The following is a 17,871-nucleotide window of genomic DNA, read 5'->3' as shown; positions in this document are numbered from 1 at the left end:
AAAAAATACGGAAGGCAAATAATTAATAATGAAAGGCAATAAGTTCAAGTAGGGTAATATTCACTATTGTAACCCTTTTGTCTAGTTTTAATCAATACGTTGAAACACAAATACAAGAAGCGAAGACAAGAAAATTTGTCTTCGCTTTTTGCATGAACGGGCTGTAAGACTCCCACCTCAAAATCTGGCTATAAAGTACAGAATTTAGGCGGGAGATCAACCGCCCGTAAAAGCACGATTGGTGAAGGTTAATAATCAGCGGGGGATGAAGCTCCCCCCACTGATTAAAGTTTCACTTTATATTTCTTTCTTTTTTCTACTCACCTGATTTTAAGGAAGAATAGATGAGGCATTTCTACTTTTATTTAATCTAGTTTCGGCGGCTAGAATGGTCGGTAGATTCGCTTCTTCCTCCCATTCTGAACGAGCTGCCTCCACTTTTTATTTAATAACCAAGTTCGGTTTTTTATTTAAGCTATGACGTCCGTCTACGAAGCGTACTGTACCTGACTTCGCACGCATAACAAGGGATTGTGTTGTTCCTACGCTACCTTTAAATTGAACGCCGCGTAATAGTTCTCCGTCTGTTACACCTGTTGCAGCAAAGATTGCATCGTCACCTTTTACTAAGTCTTCCATACGAAGGATGCGATTTATATCTTCAATGCCCATTTTTTTACAACGTTCTAATTCAGCTTCGTCTTGTGGTAAGAGCTTTCCTTGAATTTCTCCACCTAAGCATTTTAGCGCAACCGCAGCTAGTACACCTTCAGGAGCCCCACCAGAACCGAATAAAATATCTACACCTGTACGGTCAAATGCTGTATTGATTGCTCCAGCTACATCTCCATCATTAATTAACTTAATACGTGCACCAGCCTTACGAATTTCTTCGATAATTGCTTGATGACGTGGACGATTTAAAACTGTCGCTACAACATCTTCAATATCTTTATTCTTCGCTTTCGCAACGGCACGTAGGTTATCGATAATAGGTGCGTTAATATCAACTGCCCCAACTGCTTCTGGGCCAACCGCAATTTTATCCATGTACATGTCAGGAGCATGCAACAAATTACCATGATCTGCAATTGCAATAACAGCAAGTGCATTCCATCCGCCAGCTGCTACGATGTTAGTCCCCTCTAAAGGATCAACTGCAACGTCTACACGTGGTCCATATCCTGTACCTAATTTCTCTCCGATATACAGCATTGGTGCTTCATCCATTTCACCTTCGCCAATTACAACTGTCCCTTTCATCGGAACTGTATCAAATACATCACGCATAGCTGATGTTGCTGCACCGTCTGCCTCATCTTTTTTCCCGCGCCCCATCCAACGCGCTGATGATAATGCTGCAGCCTCCGTTACACGTACTAACTCCATAGATAAACTTCTTTCCACGATAATCCCTCTCCTTTAAGTCTTTATATTTCTGCCGTATTTTGTGAACCGTGTTTTTCTATAAAGTGTACTTCCGCAAGTGGTGATTCTTCGCTCCCCACTTGCGGAAGTATCATCACTTTAAGCGTTCTTCATTTCTTCAATCTCTTGATTTGTCATTTGTTCCCGCCAAATGTTTGCACCAAGCCCTTTAAGCTTGTCTACTATATTTTCATAGCCTCGATCAATATGTTCAAGTCCGGTTACTTCTGTAATTCCATCCGCCATTAACCCTGCAATAACAAGGGAAGCCCCAGCTCGTAAGTCACTTGCCTTCACTTTTGCACCTTGCAATAAAACAGGACCAGTTACAATTGCCGAACGACCTTCTACTTTAATTTGCGCATTCATACGACGCAATTCATCAATATGTTTGAAACGTGCGCCGTAAATTGTATCCGTGACAACTCCCGTCCCGTGCGCCTTTGTTAAAAGCGTCGTAAACGGCTGTTGTAAATCTGTTGGGAAACCTGGATATACAAGCGTTTTTATATCAACTACTTTTAACCTTCTATTACCGTTCACTGTAATTTGGTCATCGTTCGTTTCAACTTGGACACCAGCTTCTCTTAGCTTCGCAGTTACTGACTCTAAATGCTGAGGAATAACATTATCAACTGTTACTTCTCCTCCTGATGCAGCTCCTAAAATCATATACGTACCAGCTTCAATACGATCTGGAATGATAGTATGGTGACAACCATGCAGGGAGTCCACACCATCAATTCGGATTACATCTGTACCAGCACCTTTAATGCGCGCTCCCATACTTGTTAATAATGTGGCTACATCAATAATCTCCGGTTCTTTCGCTGCATTTTCAATAACAGTTCTACCTTTCGCTCGTACAGCCGCTAGCATAATATTGATTGTAGCTCCTACACTAACAACATCTAAATAAATACGTGCCCCGCGCAATTCATCGGCTCTTAAATAAATGGCACCTTGTTCATTTGTAACATGTGCCCCTAACGCTTCAAACCCTTTAATATGCTGATCAATCGGTCGTGGCCCTAAATGACATCCACCTGGAAGCCCAATAACAGCTTTTTTAAAACGGCCAAGCATTGCACCCATTAAATAATAAGAGGCGCGCAATTTTTTCACTTTTCCATTTGGTAAAGGCATCGCAACCATGTTAGAAGGATCGACTACCATCTCTTCTTCCTGCCCATAAGTTACTTTCCCTCCAATTTCCTCTAGTAAGTCTCCTAACATTTTCACGTCCGAAATATTAGGAACGCCACCGATAGTTACTGGAGTATCTGCTAAAATTGTCGCTGGAATTAATGCAACAGCACTGTTCTTTGCACCACTCACACGAATTGTTCCATTTAAAGCTCTTCCGCCTTCAATTAGCAACTTTTCCATATTGAGCTCCCTTCTCGTGAATGTATTTATCTTCTACTGCTTTATAAAAAGAAGTAAAAGGTTCCCCTTAAGAATCTCAACCACTCTTTCCACCCTAAAACTCAATAAGTAGAAAACCATCACCTGTAGCTCCCCTGCTGTACAAATAGATGAAGATTAACTATTCATCGAATCAAATTCCCCAACTCAGATACTCATCACATTTATTAATAGGACTATGCACATTATTTTCTATATTTGCAGGCTAAAAATTCATTTTATAAAATCTTTAGACTTGTTCACGCTTTCATTATACAACGAAAGGAAACCGTCTAAAAGACTAGACGGTTTCCAAAACGGAATTTTATTCTTACGCTTTACCGTTAGAACCGAACTCACGCATTTTACCAGCAACAGTTGCTTTAATAGCGTCGCGGCCAGGTCCAATAAATTTACGAGGATCGTAAACTTCTTGGTCTTTGTTTAATACTTCACGAACAGCTTTTGTAAACTCAATTTGGTTCTCAGTGTTTACGTTGATTTTTGAAGTACCTAAAGAAATAGCTTTTACGATATCAGCAGTTGGGATACCAGTACCACCGTGTAATACTAAAGGTACGCCAGTGAAGTCACGCACTTGTTCCATTTCAGCGAATCCTAAGTTAGGCTCACCTTTGTAAGGACCGTGTACAGAACCTAAAGCTGGAGCTAGGCAATCGATACCTGTTGCTTCAACAAGGTGTTTACACTCTGCTGGATCAGCGTAAATTACGCCTTCAGCGATGATGTCGTCTTCTTGTCCGCCAACTGTTCCAAGCTCAGCTTCAACAGATACGTTACGAGCGTGTGCGTATTCTACTACTTTTTTAGTAGTTTCAACGTTTTCTTCGAATGGGTGGTGAGAAGCGTCGATCATTACAGATGTGAAACCTGCATCGATTGCTTCTTTACATTTTTCGAAGCTTGAACCATGGTCAAGGTGAATCGCTACAGGAACAGTGATGTTCATTTCTTCGATTAAAGCTTTAACCATAGCTACAACTGTTTTGAAACCAGTCATATGACGAGCTGCACCCTCAGATACACCTAGGATTACAGGAGATTTTTCTTCTTCCGCAGCAGCTAAGATAGCTTGAGTCCACTCTAAGTTGTTCATGTTGAATTGACCAACTGCGTATTTTCCTTCTAGTGCTGTGTTTAGCATTTCTTTCATAGAAACTAAAGGCATGGTGAATCCTCCTAAAAAACGTTTTTTGTATCCGATAAGTTCTTATCGCTGGTAGTATGACCAGAATAAGGTAAAATATGTATATCTGTATACCGGACTTTTTTCTACACTCATTAGGATAACAACTTGTACTAAAAAACTCAACCGTATTCACCTGCTCAATAGTCCATGTAAACGCTTTTTTCCATATTTTTTATAAAAAATTCATTTTTTACGCCTCTACAGCAAGTTGATCTCTCACTGCTTGACGAATCTCATCAATATCAAACGGTTTAGCAAAGTGCATTAAAGCTCCTAAATCTTTCGCTTCTTGAATCATATCCAATTCTCCATAAGCAGTCATTAAAATCACTTTAATACTCTCATCAATTTCTTTTACATGTTTTAAAATCTCTATACCATCCATACCTGGGATTTTCATATCTAACACTACTAAATCTGGATTATCTTTTTTCACGATATCTAAAGCTTGAAATCCATTCGCTGCTTGGAACGTCTGATAACCTTCTTTTTGGAACACTTCATGTAATAACACACGAATGCCATATTGATCATCAACGATTAAAATTTTACCTTCCATAACTCCCAACCTTTCTGTGTAAGTACAAGATTTACAGCTTCTTATATCTTATCGATTTATTTTCGCTATTCTTTGCCAAATTCCTTCCTATTCTTTCTTATTTTACCGTTTACTATTTCGTTACGCTACCTACGATTTCACCTTTCTAAAAAAATAAATTATAATGAAAGCCGGCAAACACGTACGAAGGGAGTAACATTATGTTAAAAATTTTTTCAACTCAATTAAGTGGTTATTTCTCCAGAGTTTCTCAAAAAGAGGAAATGAATATAGAAGATAGCGCTCGTCTACTTGCTCAAGCACTAGTTGGCGATGGTTTCATTTATTTACATGGTACAAATGAAATGGAGGGCGTTGTTGCTGAAGCACTATTTGGTGCTGAACCAATGAAACAAGCAAAACGTTTAATAGAAGACGGCGAACTAGCGGCTGTAACCTCTGCGGACCGCGTGCTTCTTATTAGTCGTTTTTCGACGGATGAGGAAATTGTAAAAATCGCAAAAAAATTTCAAGAAGAAGGTCAATCTATTGTTGGAATCTCGGCTATTCAAGAAGGTACGGAATCACTGGAACAATACACAGATGTACATATCGATACAAAACTGTTAAAAGGCCTTATTCCAGATGATGAAGGTAACCGCTACGGGTTCCCAAGTTTAATTGTAGCTTTATTTGCTTATCACGGATTGAAATTTACAATTGATGAAATGTTAAACGAATATTAAAAAAAGCGCCCTATTTCAGGCGCTTTTTTTTATTACTTGCTCTCTTTATTCGTAATAGAAGCACTTACGAAGTCATGGAACAATGGTTGTGGACGGTTTGGACGAGATACAAGTTCTGGATGGAACTGTGCTGCCACGAACCAAGGGTGGTCTTTTAATTCAATGATTTCAACTAGACGACCGTCTGGGCTTGTACCAGAGAATACAAATCCTGCTTTTTCCATATCCGGACGGAATTGATTGTTGAACTCATAACGATGACGATGACGCTCATATACAACCGGCTCGTTGTAAGCATTGTAAGCATTTGTTTCTTCAGCAAGCTTACATGGGTATAGACCAAGACGAAGTGTACCACCTAAGTCTTCTACATCTTTTTGTTCTGGTAATAAATCGATAATTGCATAAGGTGTGTCAGGATTAATTTCAGAAGAGTTAGCTCCTTCTAATCCTAATACGTTACGTGCGAATTCGATTGATGCAAGTTGCATACCTAGGCAAATTCCTAAGAACGGAACTTTGTTTTCACGAGCATATTGAATTGCAACGATTTTACCTTCTACACCACGATCGCCAAAGCCACCTGGTACAAGGATACCATCTGTATCGCCAACTAATTCTTTCACGTTCTCTGCTGTTACGTGCTCAGCATTTACCCATTTTACTTCTACATCTGTGTCGAATGAATAACCTGCATGACGAAGTGCTTCTACAACAGAAATGTATGCATCTTGAAGTTCTACGTATTTACCAACAAGAGCGATTTTTGTTTTCTTAGAAAGGTTACGTACTTTATTAACTAGCGCAGTCCACTCTGTCATATCTGCAGCAGGATTGTCTAATTTCAAGTGATCGCAAACGATTTGATCCATGTTTTGCTCTTGAAGAGATAATGGAACCGCATATAAAGTATCTGCATCGCGTGCTTCGATAACTGCTTTTGTATCGATGTCACAGAATAATGCAAGCTTATCTTTCATGTCCTGAGAAACAGGTAGTTCTGTACGAACAACGATAATATTTGGTTGAATACCTAAGCTACGAAGCTCTTTAACGCTATGTTGTGTTGGTTTTGTTTTCATTTCACCCGCAGCTTTTAAGTACGGGATTAACGTACAGTGAATGTACATTACATTGTCACGACCGATGTCGCTCTTAATTTGACGAATTGCTTCTAAGAATGGTAGAGACTCGATATCACCAACAGTTCCACCGATTTCTGTAATAACAACGTCCGCGTTTGTTTCGCGACCAGAACGATATACACGTTCTTTAATTTCGTTAGTAATGTGAGGAATAACCTGAACTGTTCCTCCTAAGTATTCACCACGACGCTCTTTTTGAAGAACTGAAGAGTAAATTTTACCTGTTGTTACGTTGCTGTATTTATTTAAGTTGATGTCGATAAAACGCTCATAGTGACCAAGGTCTAAGTCCGTTTCTGCACCATCATCTGTTACGAATACCTCACCGTGTTGGTATGGGCTCATAGTCCCCGGGTCTACGTTAATGTATGGATCAAACTTTTGAATAGTTACGTTTAAACCACGATTTTTTAAAAGTCTTCCAAGAGATGCTGCTGTAATACCTTTACCTAAAGACGATACTACACCGCCTGTTACAAAAATATACTTAGTCATGAAAATACTCCCTTCTACCTTGTTGTTATATAATCACCGTTGCAAAGCGCAACGTATGTAGATAACACTGTACCTATCTTATTGTTAGACTCTTTTTATTTTCTAAACAAAAAACAAAAAAGAAAATTGCTCCCCTCATCACATAAAGTAATAAGTAGGGAGCAATTTTCTTTTATATTTACACTTTAAAAGTATTATCGTCCTGTTTTAAAGAGCCCAAAAATGATTCTACATGGACGATAATGAAAAGTCAAGAACTACAGCTCTTCCTCTTCTTCTTCAGCTTCATCGTACTCAATTTCTTCTTCTGCGAATTCTTCATCATCTTCTTCTAAATCATCAAGATCATCATCTTCGTCATCTGCGTCTTCTTCTTCAAGAACCTTGTCCAAATCTTCTACATCATCTTCTTCGTCTGCATTTCCGTCTGCATCGTCGAATTCATCTTCATCTTCTTCGATGTAGTCGTCAAAACCGTCCTCTTCAACTTTACGTTTCTTCTTCGGCTTTGGCTGAGGTAAGATTTCTTCATCAATTTGCTCATATGGGTACCAGCTGCGTAGTCCCCAACGATTTTCTCCTAAATTAATGAAACGTCCATCGATGTTTAAATCTGTATAAAATTGTGCGAGTTTCGCATTAACTTGCTCTTGAGATAGTCCCAGCACTTGAGCGATTTCTTGAACCAACTCGTTGAATGTCGTTGCTTGTCTTTTATCCCCTAAAACGCTATGTACAACTTCAATCATTGAACATTCTTTTAGCTCTTCTGGTGAATATTGCTTAAAATTCACTTATGCGGCACTTCCTTTCTTCAAATATAACCTTATATATAACGGTCTGCTTAAAAAAATCCATACTATTCATTATAAACAAAAGTCGCACAAATATGCTACAAAAAAAACGGGAAACTTTAATATGGTAATAAAATTATAATTTGTCCATTCCTTATTTCGGAAGCATATGCGCCCCTTGCAATACATACCTAATTTGCATTTCTGTATATTCTTCAAGCGTATACAGTTTTTGCAGGGCCCAACGTCTAAATCCCCACATTTGTCCTTGTATGAAAATATTATGTGCAAGAAGCTGTATTTCTTTTTTATTTAATGTAAATGTTCCATTTTCCGTACACTGTTCTAAAATATTCTCGAACATTCCTACCATTTGAAACTCTTTTTCTAATACATATGGGAGTGATTCTTTCGGTAAAAAACGTACCTCTTGATACATAATTAATACTTCTTCTTGCAATTCATCCATCACTTTAAAATAATTCGTTATTGCTATCTTTAAACTTTCTATACTTCCCTTCTCTGTACACACTACTTCCTCTAACCGCTCTTTTACATGTTCATATATACTATCACAAACTAAATATAAAACATCATCTTTTGTACGAATGTACTCATAAAGTGTTCCAATACTAAACCCAGCCGCCTTCGCAATTTCTCTCGTTGTTGTACGTGGGAACCCTTTTTGCTTAAACAGTTGCACCGCACCTTTAATCATTTGTTCACGCCTTAACGCAACTAATTTTTCATCTTTCACTGATGCATGTACATTATGTTTAACCATCCCCTTCACCTCTCTCTATTATTTTTGGAAGGAAAAAGCGTAGGAAAATACCTACGCTTTCGTTCCTATTTCGTTAACATACGAGAAATTACAAGTCTTTGAATCTCTTGCGTTCCCTCATATATCTGTGTAATCTTTGCATCGCGCATGTAACGCTCTACTGGATAATCTTTCGTATAACCATAACCACCAAATACTTGTACTGCTTCAGTCGTTACCTTCATCGCTGTATCACCTGCAAATACTTTTGACATCGCTGACTCTTTCCCGTACGGAAGCCCTTCAGATTCAAGCCAAGCCGCTTGATATGTTAAAAGACGCGCCGCCTCTACATCCGTTGCCATATCTGCAAGTTTAAAGCCAATCCCTTGCTGCGCCGCAATTGGCTTACCGAACTGATGACGCTCTCTTGCATATTCTACAGAAGCATCTAAGGCTGATTGTGCAATACCAACCGCTTGCGCCGCAATACCATTACGACCGCCGTCTAACGTTTGCATCGCTACCTTAAATCCTTGCCCCTCTTCCCCTAGTAAATTCTCTACAGGAATGCGGCAGTCTTCAAACATAATTTCAGTAGTCGGCGAAGAGCGAATCCCTAGCTTGCTCTCTTTTTTCCCAACTGAAAATCCCGGCGTATCGCTCTCCACGATGAATGCGCTCGTACCGCGCTGCTTCGATTCAGGGTCTGTTAATGCAAAAACAACATAAATATCAGCAATGCCACCATTTGTAATAAAGATTTTCGATCCATTTAAAATGTAATGGTCTCCATCTCGTTTCGCAGTTGTCCTCATTCCGCCAGCATCTGAACCGGAACTTGGTTCCGTTAAACCGTATGCGCCAATTTTCTTTCCTTCTGCCATTGGTCGTAAAAACTTTTGCTTTTGCTCTTCCGTTCCAAATTTAAAAATTGGCCAACCAGCAAGTGAAGTATGTGCAGACAATGTTACGCCTGTAGAAGCACATACGCGAGATAATTCTTCAATGGCAATTACATACGCTAAGTAATCGCTTCCAATTCCACCATACTCTTCAGGCCACGGAATGCCGGTTAAACCAAGCTCTGCCATTTGATCAAATAAAGCGCGATCAAATCGCTCTTCCTCATCACGCTCTGCCGCCGTCGGTGCTACTTCATTTCTTGCAAAATCCCGAACCATTTTTCTTATCATTTCATGTTCTTCTGATAATTTAAAATGCATTCCCGTCTCCCCCTCGTCTTTTTATAAAGCTCGACTAATTACAAGCTTTTGTATTTCGCTCGTTCCTTCATATATTTGCGTGATCTTCGCATCACGGAAAAATCTTTCTACTGGATAATCTTTTGTATAACCGTAACCGCCAAATACTTGCACCGCTTCAATTGCAACTTCAACAGCCGTCTTAGAAGCAAATAATTTCGCAATAGAAGCTTCTTTACCGCATGGTAATCCTTGCGCTCTTAGCGATGCCGCTCTGTATACAAGTAATCGCGCTGCTTCTACGCTAGTCGCCATATCTGCAAGTTTGAATCCGATTCCTTGCTGCGCCGCAATTGGCTTACCGAATTGCTCGCGCTCTTTCGCATAATCAATCGCACATGCAAGCGCCGCTTCCGCGATTCCTAATGCCTGCGCTCCGATTCCAATTCGCCCAACATCTAAATTCGCCATCGCCACCTTAAATCCTTGTCCTTCTTCACCAAGTAAATTCTCGGCCGGTACTTTCATATCTTCAAACGTAAGTTGCACTGTACGAGAACCAAGAAGACCCATCTTATGCTCATCTTTTCCGATGATTAAGCCTGGCGTATCTTTCTCTACTATAAATGCAGAAATGCCACTTTTCCCCGCCTCTGGATTTGTAGAAGCGAATACAATGTATGTACTTGCTTCGCCGCCATTCGTAATAAATACTTTCGATCCATTAATGATGTAGTGATCGTCTTTTTTTACAGCTCTTGATTTCAAACTACCTGCATCTGATCCTGCATTTGGTTCTGTTAGAGCAAATGCGCCTAAATACTCACCAGTCGCCAATTTAGAAACATATTTCTGCTTCTGTTCTTCTGTTCCGAAGTATAAAATCGGATTCATTCCAACTGACGTATGTACAGCTAAAATTACACCAACCGTTGCACTTACCTTTGAAATTTCCTCAATTGCTAGAATGTAAGAAATAAAATCCATTTCTGCCCCGCCATATTTTGCAGGCGCTGGAATACCCATTAGTCCAAGCTCACCCATCTTTTGCAAAATCTCTTTCGGGAACACCCCTTGTTCCATACTAGGAACAAAGGGAGCTATTTCCTTCTGCGCAAAATCTCGAACCATTTTCCTCATCATTTGTTGCTCTTCAGTAAAGTGAAAATTCATGTACTTCGCCTCCGTTTGCTATATATCTTTTTAACAATCTGGTAAGACCACTATTTTAATAAAGGGAGGACTTTATTCGTAAACGTAGAAACCACGACCCGTTTTACGTCCTAACCATCCTGCATTCACATACTTGCGTAATAATGGACATGGGCGATATTTACTATCTCCTAATCCTTCATGCAACACTTCCATAATGTATAAACACGTATCTAAACCGATAAAATCAGCGAGTGTCAAAGGCCCCATCGGATGATTCATACCGAGCTTCATTACTTCATCAATCGCTTCTTTCGTTGCTACACCTTCATATAACGTATAGATTGCTTCGTTAATCATTGGTAATAAAATACGGTTCGATACAAACCCTGGGAAATCATTTACTTCCACTGGCACTTTCCCGATTTTTTTCGTAATATCCTCAATCGTTTCGTACACTGCATCATCTGTAGCTAAACCACGAATAATTTCAACGAGTTTCATAACTGGAACTGGATTCATAAAGTGCATGCCGATTACTTTCTCAGGACGTTTCGTTACCGCTGCAATTTCCGTAATTGGTAACGATGACGTATTCGTCGCTAAAATTGCGTGTTCTGGAGCGATTTCATCTAGATTCGCAAAAATTTTCTTTTTAATATCCATTTTCTCAACAGCTGCTTCAATAACAAGATCCGCTTCTTTGACACTATTTAGATCGAGCGTCCATGTAAGACGATTTAAAGTCGCTTCTTTCTCTTCTTCCTTCATACGGCCTTTTTCTACTTGACGGGCTAAATTTTTCGAAATAACAGCTAGCCCTCGGTCTAACTGCTCTTGCTTTAAATCTTGCACTTTCACATCATAGCCTGCCATTGCACACACTTGTGCGATACCTGAACCCATTTGTCCTGCACCAATTACAACTATTTTTTGTACACCCATTCTTTCTTCCCCCTTAATATAAGTTGTTAATAAACCCAAAATTTCCTGAACGTAAATTAATGAACCTCAATCATCACTGCATCACCTTGACCGCCACCGCTACAAATAGAAGCAATTCCAATTCCGCCGCCGCGCTGCTTCAGTGCATGGATAAGTGTAACGATAATACGTGCTCCGCTCGCTCCAATTGGATGCCCCATTGCTACAGCACCGCCATTTACATTCAATTTTTCCGGATCAATCCCTGCAATTTCAGTACTTGCAATTGCTACCGCCGCAAATGCCTCATTGATTTCAAATAGATCAATTTCTTCAATTGTCTTACCTGTCTTTTTCAGCAATTCATTAATTGCATAACCTGGCGTTCTTGGGAAATCCTTCGATTCTACCGCAATTGCTGTATGCGCCAAAATTGTCGCTAATGGCTTTCTTCCCTCTTGCTTCGCTCTGTCCTCGCTCATTAATACAAGCGCCGCACCGCCATCATTTAGTCCAGGAGCATTACCAGCTGTCACCGCTGACGTCTTATCAAATACAGGCTTTAATTTTGCTAATTTTTCAATCGTTGTATCCTCGCGTGGCGCCTCATCCTTAGCCACGACGATAGGATCGCTTTTTCTTTGCTGAATTGTTACTGGTACAATCTCCTCTTCAAAACGACCTTCCTTATGTGCTGAAACCGCACGTTGATGGCTACGATATGCCCATTCATCTTGTGCTTCGCGAGAGATCCCGTCTTCTTTTGCAACTTCCCCTCCATAAACACCCATGTGTATACCTGAAAATGCGCATGTTAAACCGTCTGCAACGTTTAAATCGATAACTTCGTTATTACCCATTCTGTATCCCCATCTTGCTCCTCGTAAAATGTAAGGACTGTTACTCATCGATTCCATTCCACCAGCTACAATCAGTGATTGGTCACCAGTACGAATAATTTGATCCGCTAAAGTAACTGCGCGAAGCCCTGATGCACAAACTTTATTCACTGTTTCTGTCTGCACTTCCCAAGGAATTCCAGCCGCTCTTGCTGCTTGGCGTGATGGAATTTGTCCTTGTCCTCCTTGGATAACCGTTCCAAATATAACTTCTTCAACATCACTCGCGGAAATATTCGCCCTTTCAAGCGCTGCCTTAATTGCGATTCCTCCAAGTTCCGTTGCTTTCACGTCTTTTAAAGTCCCTCCAAATTTCCCAACCGGTGTTCTTGCAGCACTTAAAATAACTGTTTTACTCATGTTTCTTTCCCCCATTTCTTTTTTTAACGCCGAGCGCTCGCTCGGTATTCCTACGTTGAGAAGAGGTGCAATAATTGCACCTCTTTCTAAAGTTGTATACATTCCCACAAACTAGATTGCTTCTTTCTTCTGTCCGATAACTGAGCGTTCTAAAATCTCTGTTACGTCCAGAGTTTGAACCGTTTCTTCAACTTCTTTCGCTTTCGTACCGTCACTAATCATCGTTAAGCAATATGGGCATCCTGTACCGATAATTGACGGTTGTACAGCCAGCGCTTGTTCTGTACGAGCAACGTTAATACGAGAACCAGCCGTTTCTTCCATCCACATTAAGCCGCCACCTGCACCACAGCACATTCCCGTTTCACGGTTACGCGCCATTTCTACAAAGTTTACACCTGGAATTGCTTTTAGAATATCGCGCGGTGCCTCATATACTTCGTTGTATCTTCCTAAGTAACAGGAATCATGGTACGTAACTGTTTCTTCAATAGAATGGACAGGTTTTAAACGTCCTTCCTTCACCCACTGGGCTAGTAATTCTGTATGATGATAGACTTCTGCTTGTAAGCCGAAGTCCGGGTACTCATTTTTAAAAGTGTTATAAGCATGAGGGTCAATCGTAACGATTTTCTTCACTCCTGCTTTTTCAAATTCTTCAATGTTTTTCGTTGCCATCTCTTGGAATACAAATTCGTTTCCGAGGCGGCGCGGTGTATCACCAGAGTTCTTTTCCTTATTACCAAGAATTGCGAATGAAATGTCTGCTTCGTTCATTAGCTTCGCAAATGATATCGCAATCTTCTGACTGCGGTTGTCATACGAACCCATTGATCCAACCCAGAATAAGTATTCAAACTCTTCGCCTGCTTTTGATTTCTCTTTTACAGTTGGAACTGTTACTTCATCATCACCTTGACGCCATGTTTCACGCTCTTTACGATTCAGTCCCCACGGATTACCTTGACGCTCGATATTAGTCATTGCACGCTGCGCCTCTGCATCCATTTTCCCTTCTGTTAAAACGAGATAGCGGCGTAAATCAATAATTTTATCAACATGTTCATTCATAACTGGACACTGATCTTCACAGTTACGGCACGTTGTACATGCCCAAATCTCTTCTTCTGTAATAACATCTCCGATTAAGCTCGGATCGTAAGCGAGTGCTGTAGCTGCTGATTCTTGTTGTCCTTTTCCAGCTGCCATCATCGCTAACTGATTTCCTTGTGTATTATTAAAAGCAACAACTGGAACCCACGGTGCTTTTGATGTTACCGCTGCTCCTTTATCAGTTAAATGATCACGAAGTTTTAAAATTAAATCCATCGGTGATAACATTTTGCCTGTTCCTGTTGCCGGACACATATTTGTACAACGGCCACATTCTACGCAAGCATATAAATCAACGAGCTGATTTTGTCTAAAGTCTTCAATTTTACCAACACCGAATGTTTCTTGTGTTTCATCTTCAAAATCGATTTTTTCAAGTTTTCCCGGATTTGAAAGACGACCAAAAAACACGTTAACTGGTCCAGCAATTAAATGCGCATGTTTTGATTGTGGAACATACACTAAAAATGTTAACAAGATTAGTAAATGCACCCACCAAGAGAAATAGAACACAGAAATGGCTACGGTTTCATTTATCCCTGAGAAAACGTAAGCGATTGCAGAAGCGATTGGTTCACTCCATGAAAGCTCCTCACCGTGCCATATAATTCCCATCCCATTACCAAGTAGCACAGAAATCATTAAGCCACCAATAAAGATAAGAACAAGACCTGATTTGAAATTACGTTTTAAACGAACAAGCTTTTCAACATAGCGTCTATGGAAAGCCCAAAAGACTGCAATTAAAATAACAAGTGTGACAATTTCCTGGAAGAATGTAAATGCAGGGTATAGTGGTCCAAGTGGAAGATGTGATCCTGGTGCGAGCCCTTTCCAAACGAAGTCAATTGCTCCAAATTGGACAAGAATAAATCCGTAAAAGAACATAACGTGAATGATGCCGCTCTTTTTATCTTTCAGCAGCTTTTTCTGACCGAAAACATTGACCTTAAGAAGATCCCAACGCTCTTTAAAACGACGGTCAAATTCAATCTTTTTTCCTAATTGTATGTAGGCCATCCTCGTTCGTATAAGATATACAAACAAATATCCCGCATAAGCAATAACAGCAATGGCAGCCAGCCAATTAATGATCAGTAAGCTATTCATTTTTATGCTACCCCTCTCTTTGTAAGCCCTCTTTCTTTTTTAGAATCTTCAAAAACATATAATTTTCTGAATTTTATCCCCTACCTTCATTATATAATGAGTGAGCATTCAGTCAACAGTTTTTTGTTATACAACAACATATTTTTTAATAAAGCTGTTTATTTGGGTGAAACTATAAAGTGAAACTTTAATCAGTAGGGAGCTGTTTATGCCCTCCTGATTATTAGCCCACACCAATCGGGCTTTTACGGGCTGTTGCCTCCCGCCTGACTCCTTTGAGTAAGCCTAATTTTGAGGTAGGAGGCTTACTACCCGCAAATAGCGGGGTAAAGTGAAATTTTGATTTGTAAAAAACTGATGGTGAAAAGACCGTGAAGGAGGGAATTTACTTATGTTCTTCTTATCTCTCTTGTTAATAGGTAGCGCTCTCTGGATTACAATCGACCTTTCATATGGGAGAGTTGTTCATTTAAAGCGTGTACGTTCTCGTTCTTTCCCTTTACGTCAAAGTGATTTTCACCTTTATACATACGGAAAAGATTTGTATGACACCCTATTTACTGATATAAAACAAGCTAAACACCATGTGCACGTTTTATTTTTTATTGTAAAAAATGATGAGATAAGTCGTAAGTTTTTAAAGTTACTTATCGATAAAGCACAAGAAGGAATTGAAGTAAGACTTTTACTCGACCGGTTTGGCAGTCATTATTTATCAAAAGAAGCGATTTACTCGCTACAAAAGCATGGTGTCTCTTTTTCATTTTGTCACAAAGTAAAATTTCCTTTTCCTTTCTTTTCTGCAAATCAAAGAAATCATAGAAAAATTATAGTTATTGACGGGGAAATTGGCTATATTGGTGGATTTAATATTGGCGAGGAATATTTAGGGCATAATCAAAAGTTAGGATTATGGCGAGATTATCATTTACGTCTTACAGGAGAAGGGATACAAGATTTACAAAAACAATTTTTACATGATTGGCTCGACGATACAGGCCAAAATTTATTAGATGCATCTCTTTATTTTCCTAAGCAACAACCAGGGACCGTTCTACATCGTTTTATCCCTACTGATGGTGCCTATTTACAAAATACATTTTTACAATTAATCGAAAGCGCGAAAAAAGAAATCTTTATCGGTACACCCTATTTCATTCCTGGAAAAAAAATTATGAACGCATTATTAAACGCACGAAAACGTGGGGTTCAAATAACTATTCTCGTTCCACAAAAGGCCGATCACGCCCTCGTTAGAGAAGCAAAATTCCCATATTGCCGAAAGTTAATACAAGCTGGTTGTAATATTTACGCTTTTCAACAAGGATTTTTTCACGCAAAAATCATTATAGTAGACGATCATATTTGTGATATTGGAACTGCTAATTTTGATATGAGAAGTTTATATATTAATCATGAAATCAACTGCCTTTTGTACGATAAACACTTCATACAAGAAGTAAAAAATAAATTCCATGAAGATCTAAAAAATGCGTCATTACTTTCCTTTGATGATGTCAGCCCACTTTCCCTTATTGATAGGGGCAAAGAATGGATAGGAACGATATTTGCGTTCTTTTTATAGGAAAGGCGATGAATAAAAGAGGTGTATCCTTTATGATTATGCGGTTTGGATATGTCTCACATGCAATGGCACTCTGGGACTGTTCTCCTGCTAAAACGATGACATTTACAAGCTTTAAAAAACTCAATAAACAAGAGCGAGAAGATAAATTGTACCATGTTACAAGGCAGAATCTAGAGCATACAATACGCATCCTTCATTACAATATTGCACACGAAATTCCATTATATCGTTTATCATCTTCTATCGTTCCGCTTGCAACACATCCTGAAGTTGAATTTGATTACATTCAACTATTTGCTCCACTATGGCGTAAAATAGGAGCATTAATTCAAGAACACAATTTACGCGTAAGTTTTCACCCTAACCAATTCACACTATTTACAAGCGACAAACCACATATTACAACTAATGCAATTACAGATATGACCTATCATTATAACGTGTTAAATGCTATGGGAATTGCAGATTCTTCCTACATTAATATTCATGTAGGTGGCGCGTATGGAAATAAGGAGAAGGCAATCGAACGGTTTCATGAAAACATACAAAAACTTCCTTATCATATAAAAAGACAAATGACTCTTGAAAATGACGATAAAACATATACAACTTCTGAAACTTTGGCTATTTGCCAAAAAGAAAAAATCCCTTTCGTGTTCGATTATCATCATCACATAGCGAACCTTTGTGGTGAACCGCTAGAAGAGTTACTTCCTATGATATTTGAAACTTGGTCACATACAAATATCCCACCTAAAGTTCATATTTCTTCTCCTAAATCAGAAAAAGAATTTAGGGCCCACTCAGATTATATTGATTTAGAATTTATTAAACCCTTTTTGCACATTGCAAAAAAAGTTGGCCGTAATTTCGATATTATGATTGAAAGCAAACAAAAGGATTTAGCACTTCTCCAATTAATAAGTGAAATCTCTTCAATAAGAGGAATAAAAAGAAAAAATGGCGCAACGTTACAATGGTAATTTGTAACATT

Annotated in this window: 15 protein-coding genes; 3 read left to right on the top strand and 12 right to left on the bottom strand. The window is 39.2% G+C overall.

The features are described 5' to 3' along the window. Window positions 1-441: 441 nt before the first annotated feature. The 4 genes from glpX to spo0F form a co-directional block, all read right to left on the bottom strand. The gene (glpX, locus tag BAQ49_RS02410; protein ID WP_071744057.1) at window positions 442-1,407 is read right to left on the bottom strand and encodes a class II fructose-bisphosphatase; all 966 of its coding nucleotides are present in this window, start codon (window positions 1,405-1,407) and stop codon (window positions 442-444) included. Window positions 1,408-1,527: 120 nt separating this feature from the next. Beyond that, a complete protein-coding gene (gene murA / locus BAQ49_RS02405) occupies window positions 1,528-2,817 on the bottom strand; it encodes a UDP-N-acetylglucosamine 1-carboxyvinyltransferase (protein WP_071744056.1) in 1,290 nt (429 codons plus the stop codon). A 349-nt stretch (window positions 2,818-3,166) separates the two neighbouring features. Next, entirely contained in the window at window positions 3,167-4,024 is an 858-nt protein-coding gene (locus BAQ49_RS02400; protein ID WP_001131859.1) for a class II fructose-bisphosphate aldolase, read from the bottom strand. Between the two features lie 211 nt (window positions 4,025-4,235). After that, window positions 4,236-4,604, bottom strand: coding sequence for a sporulation initiation phosphotransferase Spo0F (gene spo0F, locus BAQ49_RS02395; RefSeq protein ID WP_000398592.1), 369 nt, complete (start codon window positions 4,602-4,604; stop codon window positions 4,236-4,238). A gap of 200 nt (window positions 4,605-4,804) precedes the next feature. Between spo0F and BAQ49_RS02390 the strand changes: the two genes are divergently transcribed. Further along, window positions 4,805-5,329: a DUF2529 domain-containing protein gene (locus tag BAQ49_RS02390; protein ID WP_071744055.1), complete on the top strand. Its 525-nt coding sequence runs from the start codon at window positions 4,805-4,807 to the stop codon at window positions 5,327-5,329. 32 nt (window positions 5,330-5,361) lie between these two features. Here the strand turns inward: BAQ49_RS02390 and pyrG are convergent, their stop codons facing one another. From pyrG to BAQ49_RS02350, 8 genes are all read right to left on the bottom strand, one after another. Next, on the bottom strand, window positions 5,362-6,969 hold the full coding sequence (gene pyrG, locus BAQ49_RS02385) for a CTP synthase (protein WP_000170445.1): 1,608 nt from the start codon (window positions 6,967-6,969) through the stop codon (window positions 5,362-5,364). A gap of 257 nt (window positions 6,970-7,226) precedes the next feature. Next, on the bottom strand, window positions 7,227-7,763 hold the full coding sequence (gene rpoE / locus BAQ49_RS02380; protein WP_071744054.1) for a DNA-directed RNA polymerase subunit delta: 537 nt from the start codon (window positions 7,761-7,763) through the stop codon (window positions 7,227-7,229). 154 nt (window positions 7,764-7,917) lie between these two features. Further along, window positions 7,918-8,547 (bottom strand): TetR/AcrR family transcriptional regulator, encoded by a 630-nt coding sequence (locus BAQ49_RS02375; protein WP_000238599.1) that lies wholly within the window; start codon window positions 8,545-8,547, stop codon window positions 7,918-7,920. Between the two features lie 65 nt (window positions 8,548-8,612). Further along, entirely contained in the window at window positions 8,613-9,752 is a 1,140-nt protein-coding gene (gene acdA, locus BAQ49_RS02370; RefSeq protein ID WP_071744053.1) for an acyl-CoA dehydrogenase AcdA, read from the bottom strand. A gap of 21 nt (window positions 9,753-9,773) precedes the next feature. After that, the gene (locus tag BAQ49_RS02365; RefSeq protein WP_001009064.1) at window positions 9,774-10,904 is read right to left on the bottom strand and encodes an acyl-CoA dehydrogenase; all 1,131 of its coding nucleotides are present in this window, start codon (window positions 10,902-10,904) and stop codon (window positions 9,774-9,776) included. Window positions 10,905-10,976: 72 nt separating this feature from the next. Beyond that, a complete protein-coding gene (locus tag BAQ49_RS02360) occupies window positions 10,977-11,828 on the bottom strand; it encodes a 3-hydroxybutyryl-CoA dehydrogenase (RefSeq protein ID WP_071744052.1) in 852 nt (283 codons plus the stop codon). 56 nt (window positions 11,829-11,884) lie between these two features. Next, window positions 11,885-13,168: an acetyl-CoA C-acetyltransferase gene (locus tag BAQ49_RS02355; RefSeq protein WP_116733422.1), complete on the bottom strand. Its 1,284-nt coding sequence runs from the start codon at window positions 13,166-13,168 to the stop codon at window positions 11,885-11,887. Between the two features lie 9 nt (window positions 13,169-13,177). Then, entirely contained in the window at window positions 13,178-15,289 is a 2,112-nt protein-coding gene (locus BAQ49_RS02350) for a (Fe-S)-binding protein (protein WP_071744051.1), read from the bottom strand. 391 nt (window positions 15,290-15,680) lie between these two features. Here BAQ49_RS02350 and cls point away from each other — a divergent pair, with 391 nt between their 5' ends. Continuing rightward, window positions 15,681-16,874 (top strand): cardiolipin synthase, encoded by a 1,194-nt coding sequence (cls, locus tag BAQ49_RS02345; RefSeq protein WP_071744050.1) that lies wholly within the window; start codon window positions 15,681-15,683, stop codon window positions 16,872-16,874. A gap of 32 nt (window positions 16,875-16,906) precedes the next feature. Beyond that, the gene (uvsE, locus tag BAQ49_RS02340; protein WP_071744075.1) at window positions 16,907-17,860 is read left to right on the top strand and encodes a UV DNA damage repair endonuclease UvsE; all 954 of its coding nucleotides are present in this window, start codon (window positions 16,907-16,909) and stop codon (window positions 17,858-17,860) included. Window positions 17,861-17,871 lie beyond the last annotated feature (11 nt).

This window comes from Bacillus proteolyticus, assembly GCF_001884065.1.
Taxonomy (GTDB): Bacteria; Bacillota; Bacilli; order Bacillales; family Bacillaceae_G; genus Bacillus_A; species Bacillus_A proteolyticus.
Note: the sequence above shows the minus strand (reverse complement) of the source record. Positions and strands in the feature narration are given on the sequence as shown.

Coding starts and splice junctions, on each gene's coding strand:
- pyrG (WP_000170445.1), bottom strand. CDS start 6,969: ATGACTAAGTATATTTTTGTAACAGGCGGTGTAGTATCGTCTTTAGGT.
- spo0F (WP_000398592.1), bottom strand. CDS start 4,604: ATGGAAGGTAAAATTTTAATCGTTGATGATCAATATGGCATTCGTGTG.
- murA (WP_071744056.1), bottom strand. CDS start 2,817: ATGGAAAAGTTGCTAATTGAAGGCGGAAGAGCTTTAAATGGAACAATT.
- acdA (WP_071744053.1), bottom strand. CDS start 9,752: ATGCATTTTAAATTATCAGAAGAACATGAAATGATAAGAAAAATGGTT.
- BAQ49_RS02375 (WP_000238599.1), bottom strand. CDS start 8,547: ATGGTTAAACATAATGTACATGCATCAGTGAAAGATGAAAAATTAGTT.
- BAQ49_RS02350 (WP_071744051.1), bottom strand. CDS start 15,289: ATGAATAGCTTACTGATCATTAATTGGCTGGCTGCCATTGCTGTTATT.
- cls (WP_071744050.1), top strand. CDS start 15,681: ATGTTCTTCTTATCTCTCTTGTTAATAGGTAGCGCTCTCTGGATTACA.
- uvsE (WP_071744075.1), top strand. CDS start 16,907: ATGATTATGCGGTTTGGATATGTCTCACATGCAATGGCACTCTGGGAC.
- BAQ49_RS02390 (WP_071744055.1), top strand. CDS start 4,805: ATGTTAAAAATTTTTTCAACTCAATTAAGTGGTTATTTCTCCAGAGTT.
- BAQ49_RS02400 (WP_001131859.1), bottom strand. CDS start 4,024: ATGCCTTTAGTTTCTATGAAAGAAATGCTAAACACAGCACTAGAAGGA.
- BAQ49_RS02355 (WP_116733422.1), bottom strand. CDS start 13,168: ATGTATACAACTTTAGAAAGAGGTGCAATTATTGCACCTCTTCTCAAC.
- BAQ49_RS02365 (WP_001009064.1), bottom strand. CDS start 10,904: ATGAATTTTCACTTTACTGAAGAGCAACAAATGATGAGGAAAATGGTT.
- BAQ49_RS02360 (WP_071744052.1), bottom strand. CDS start 11,828: ATGGGTGTACAAAAAATAGTTGTAATTGGTGCAGGACAAATGGGTTCA.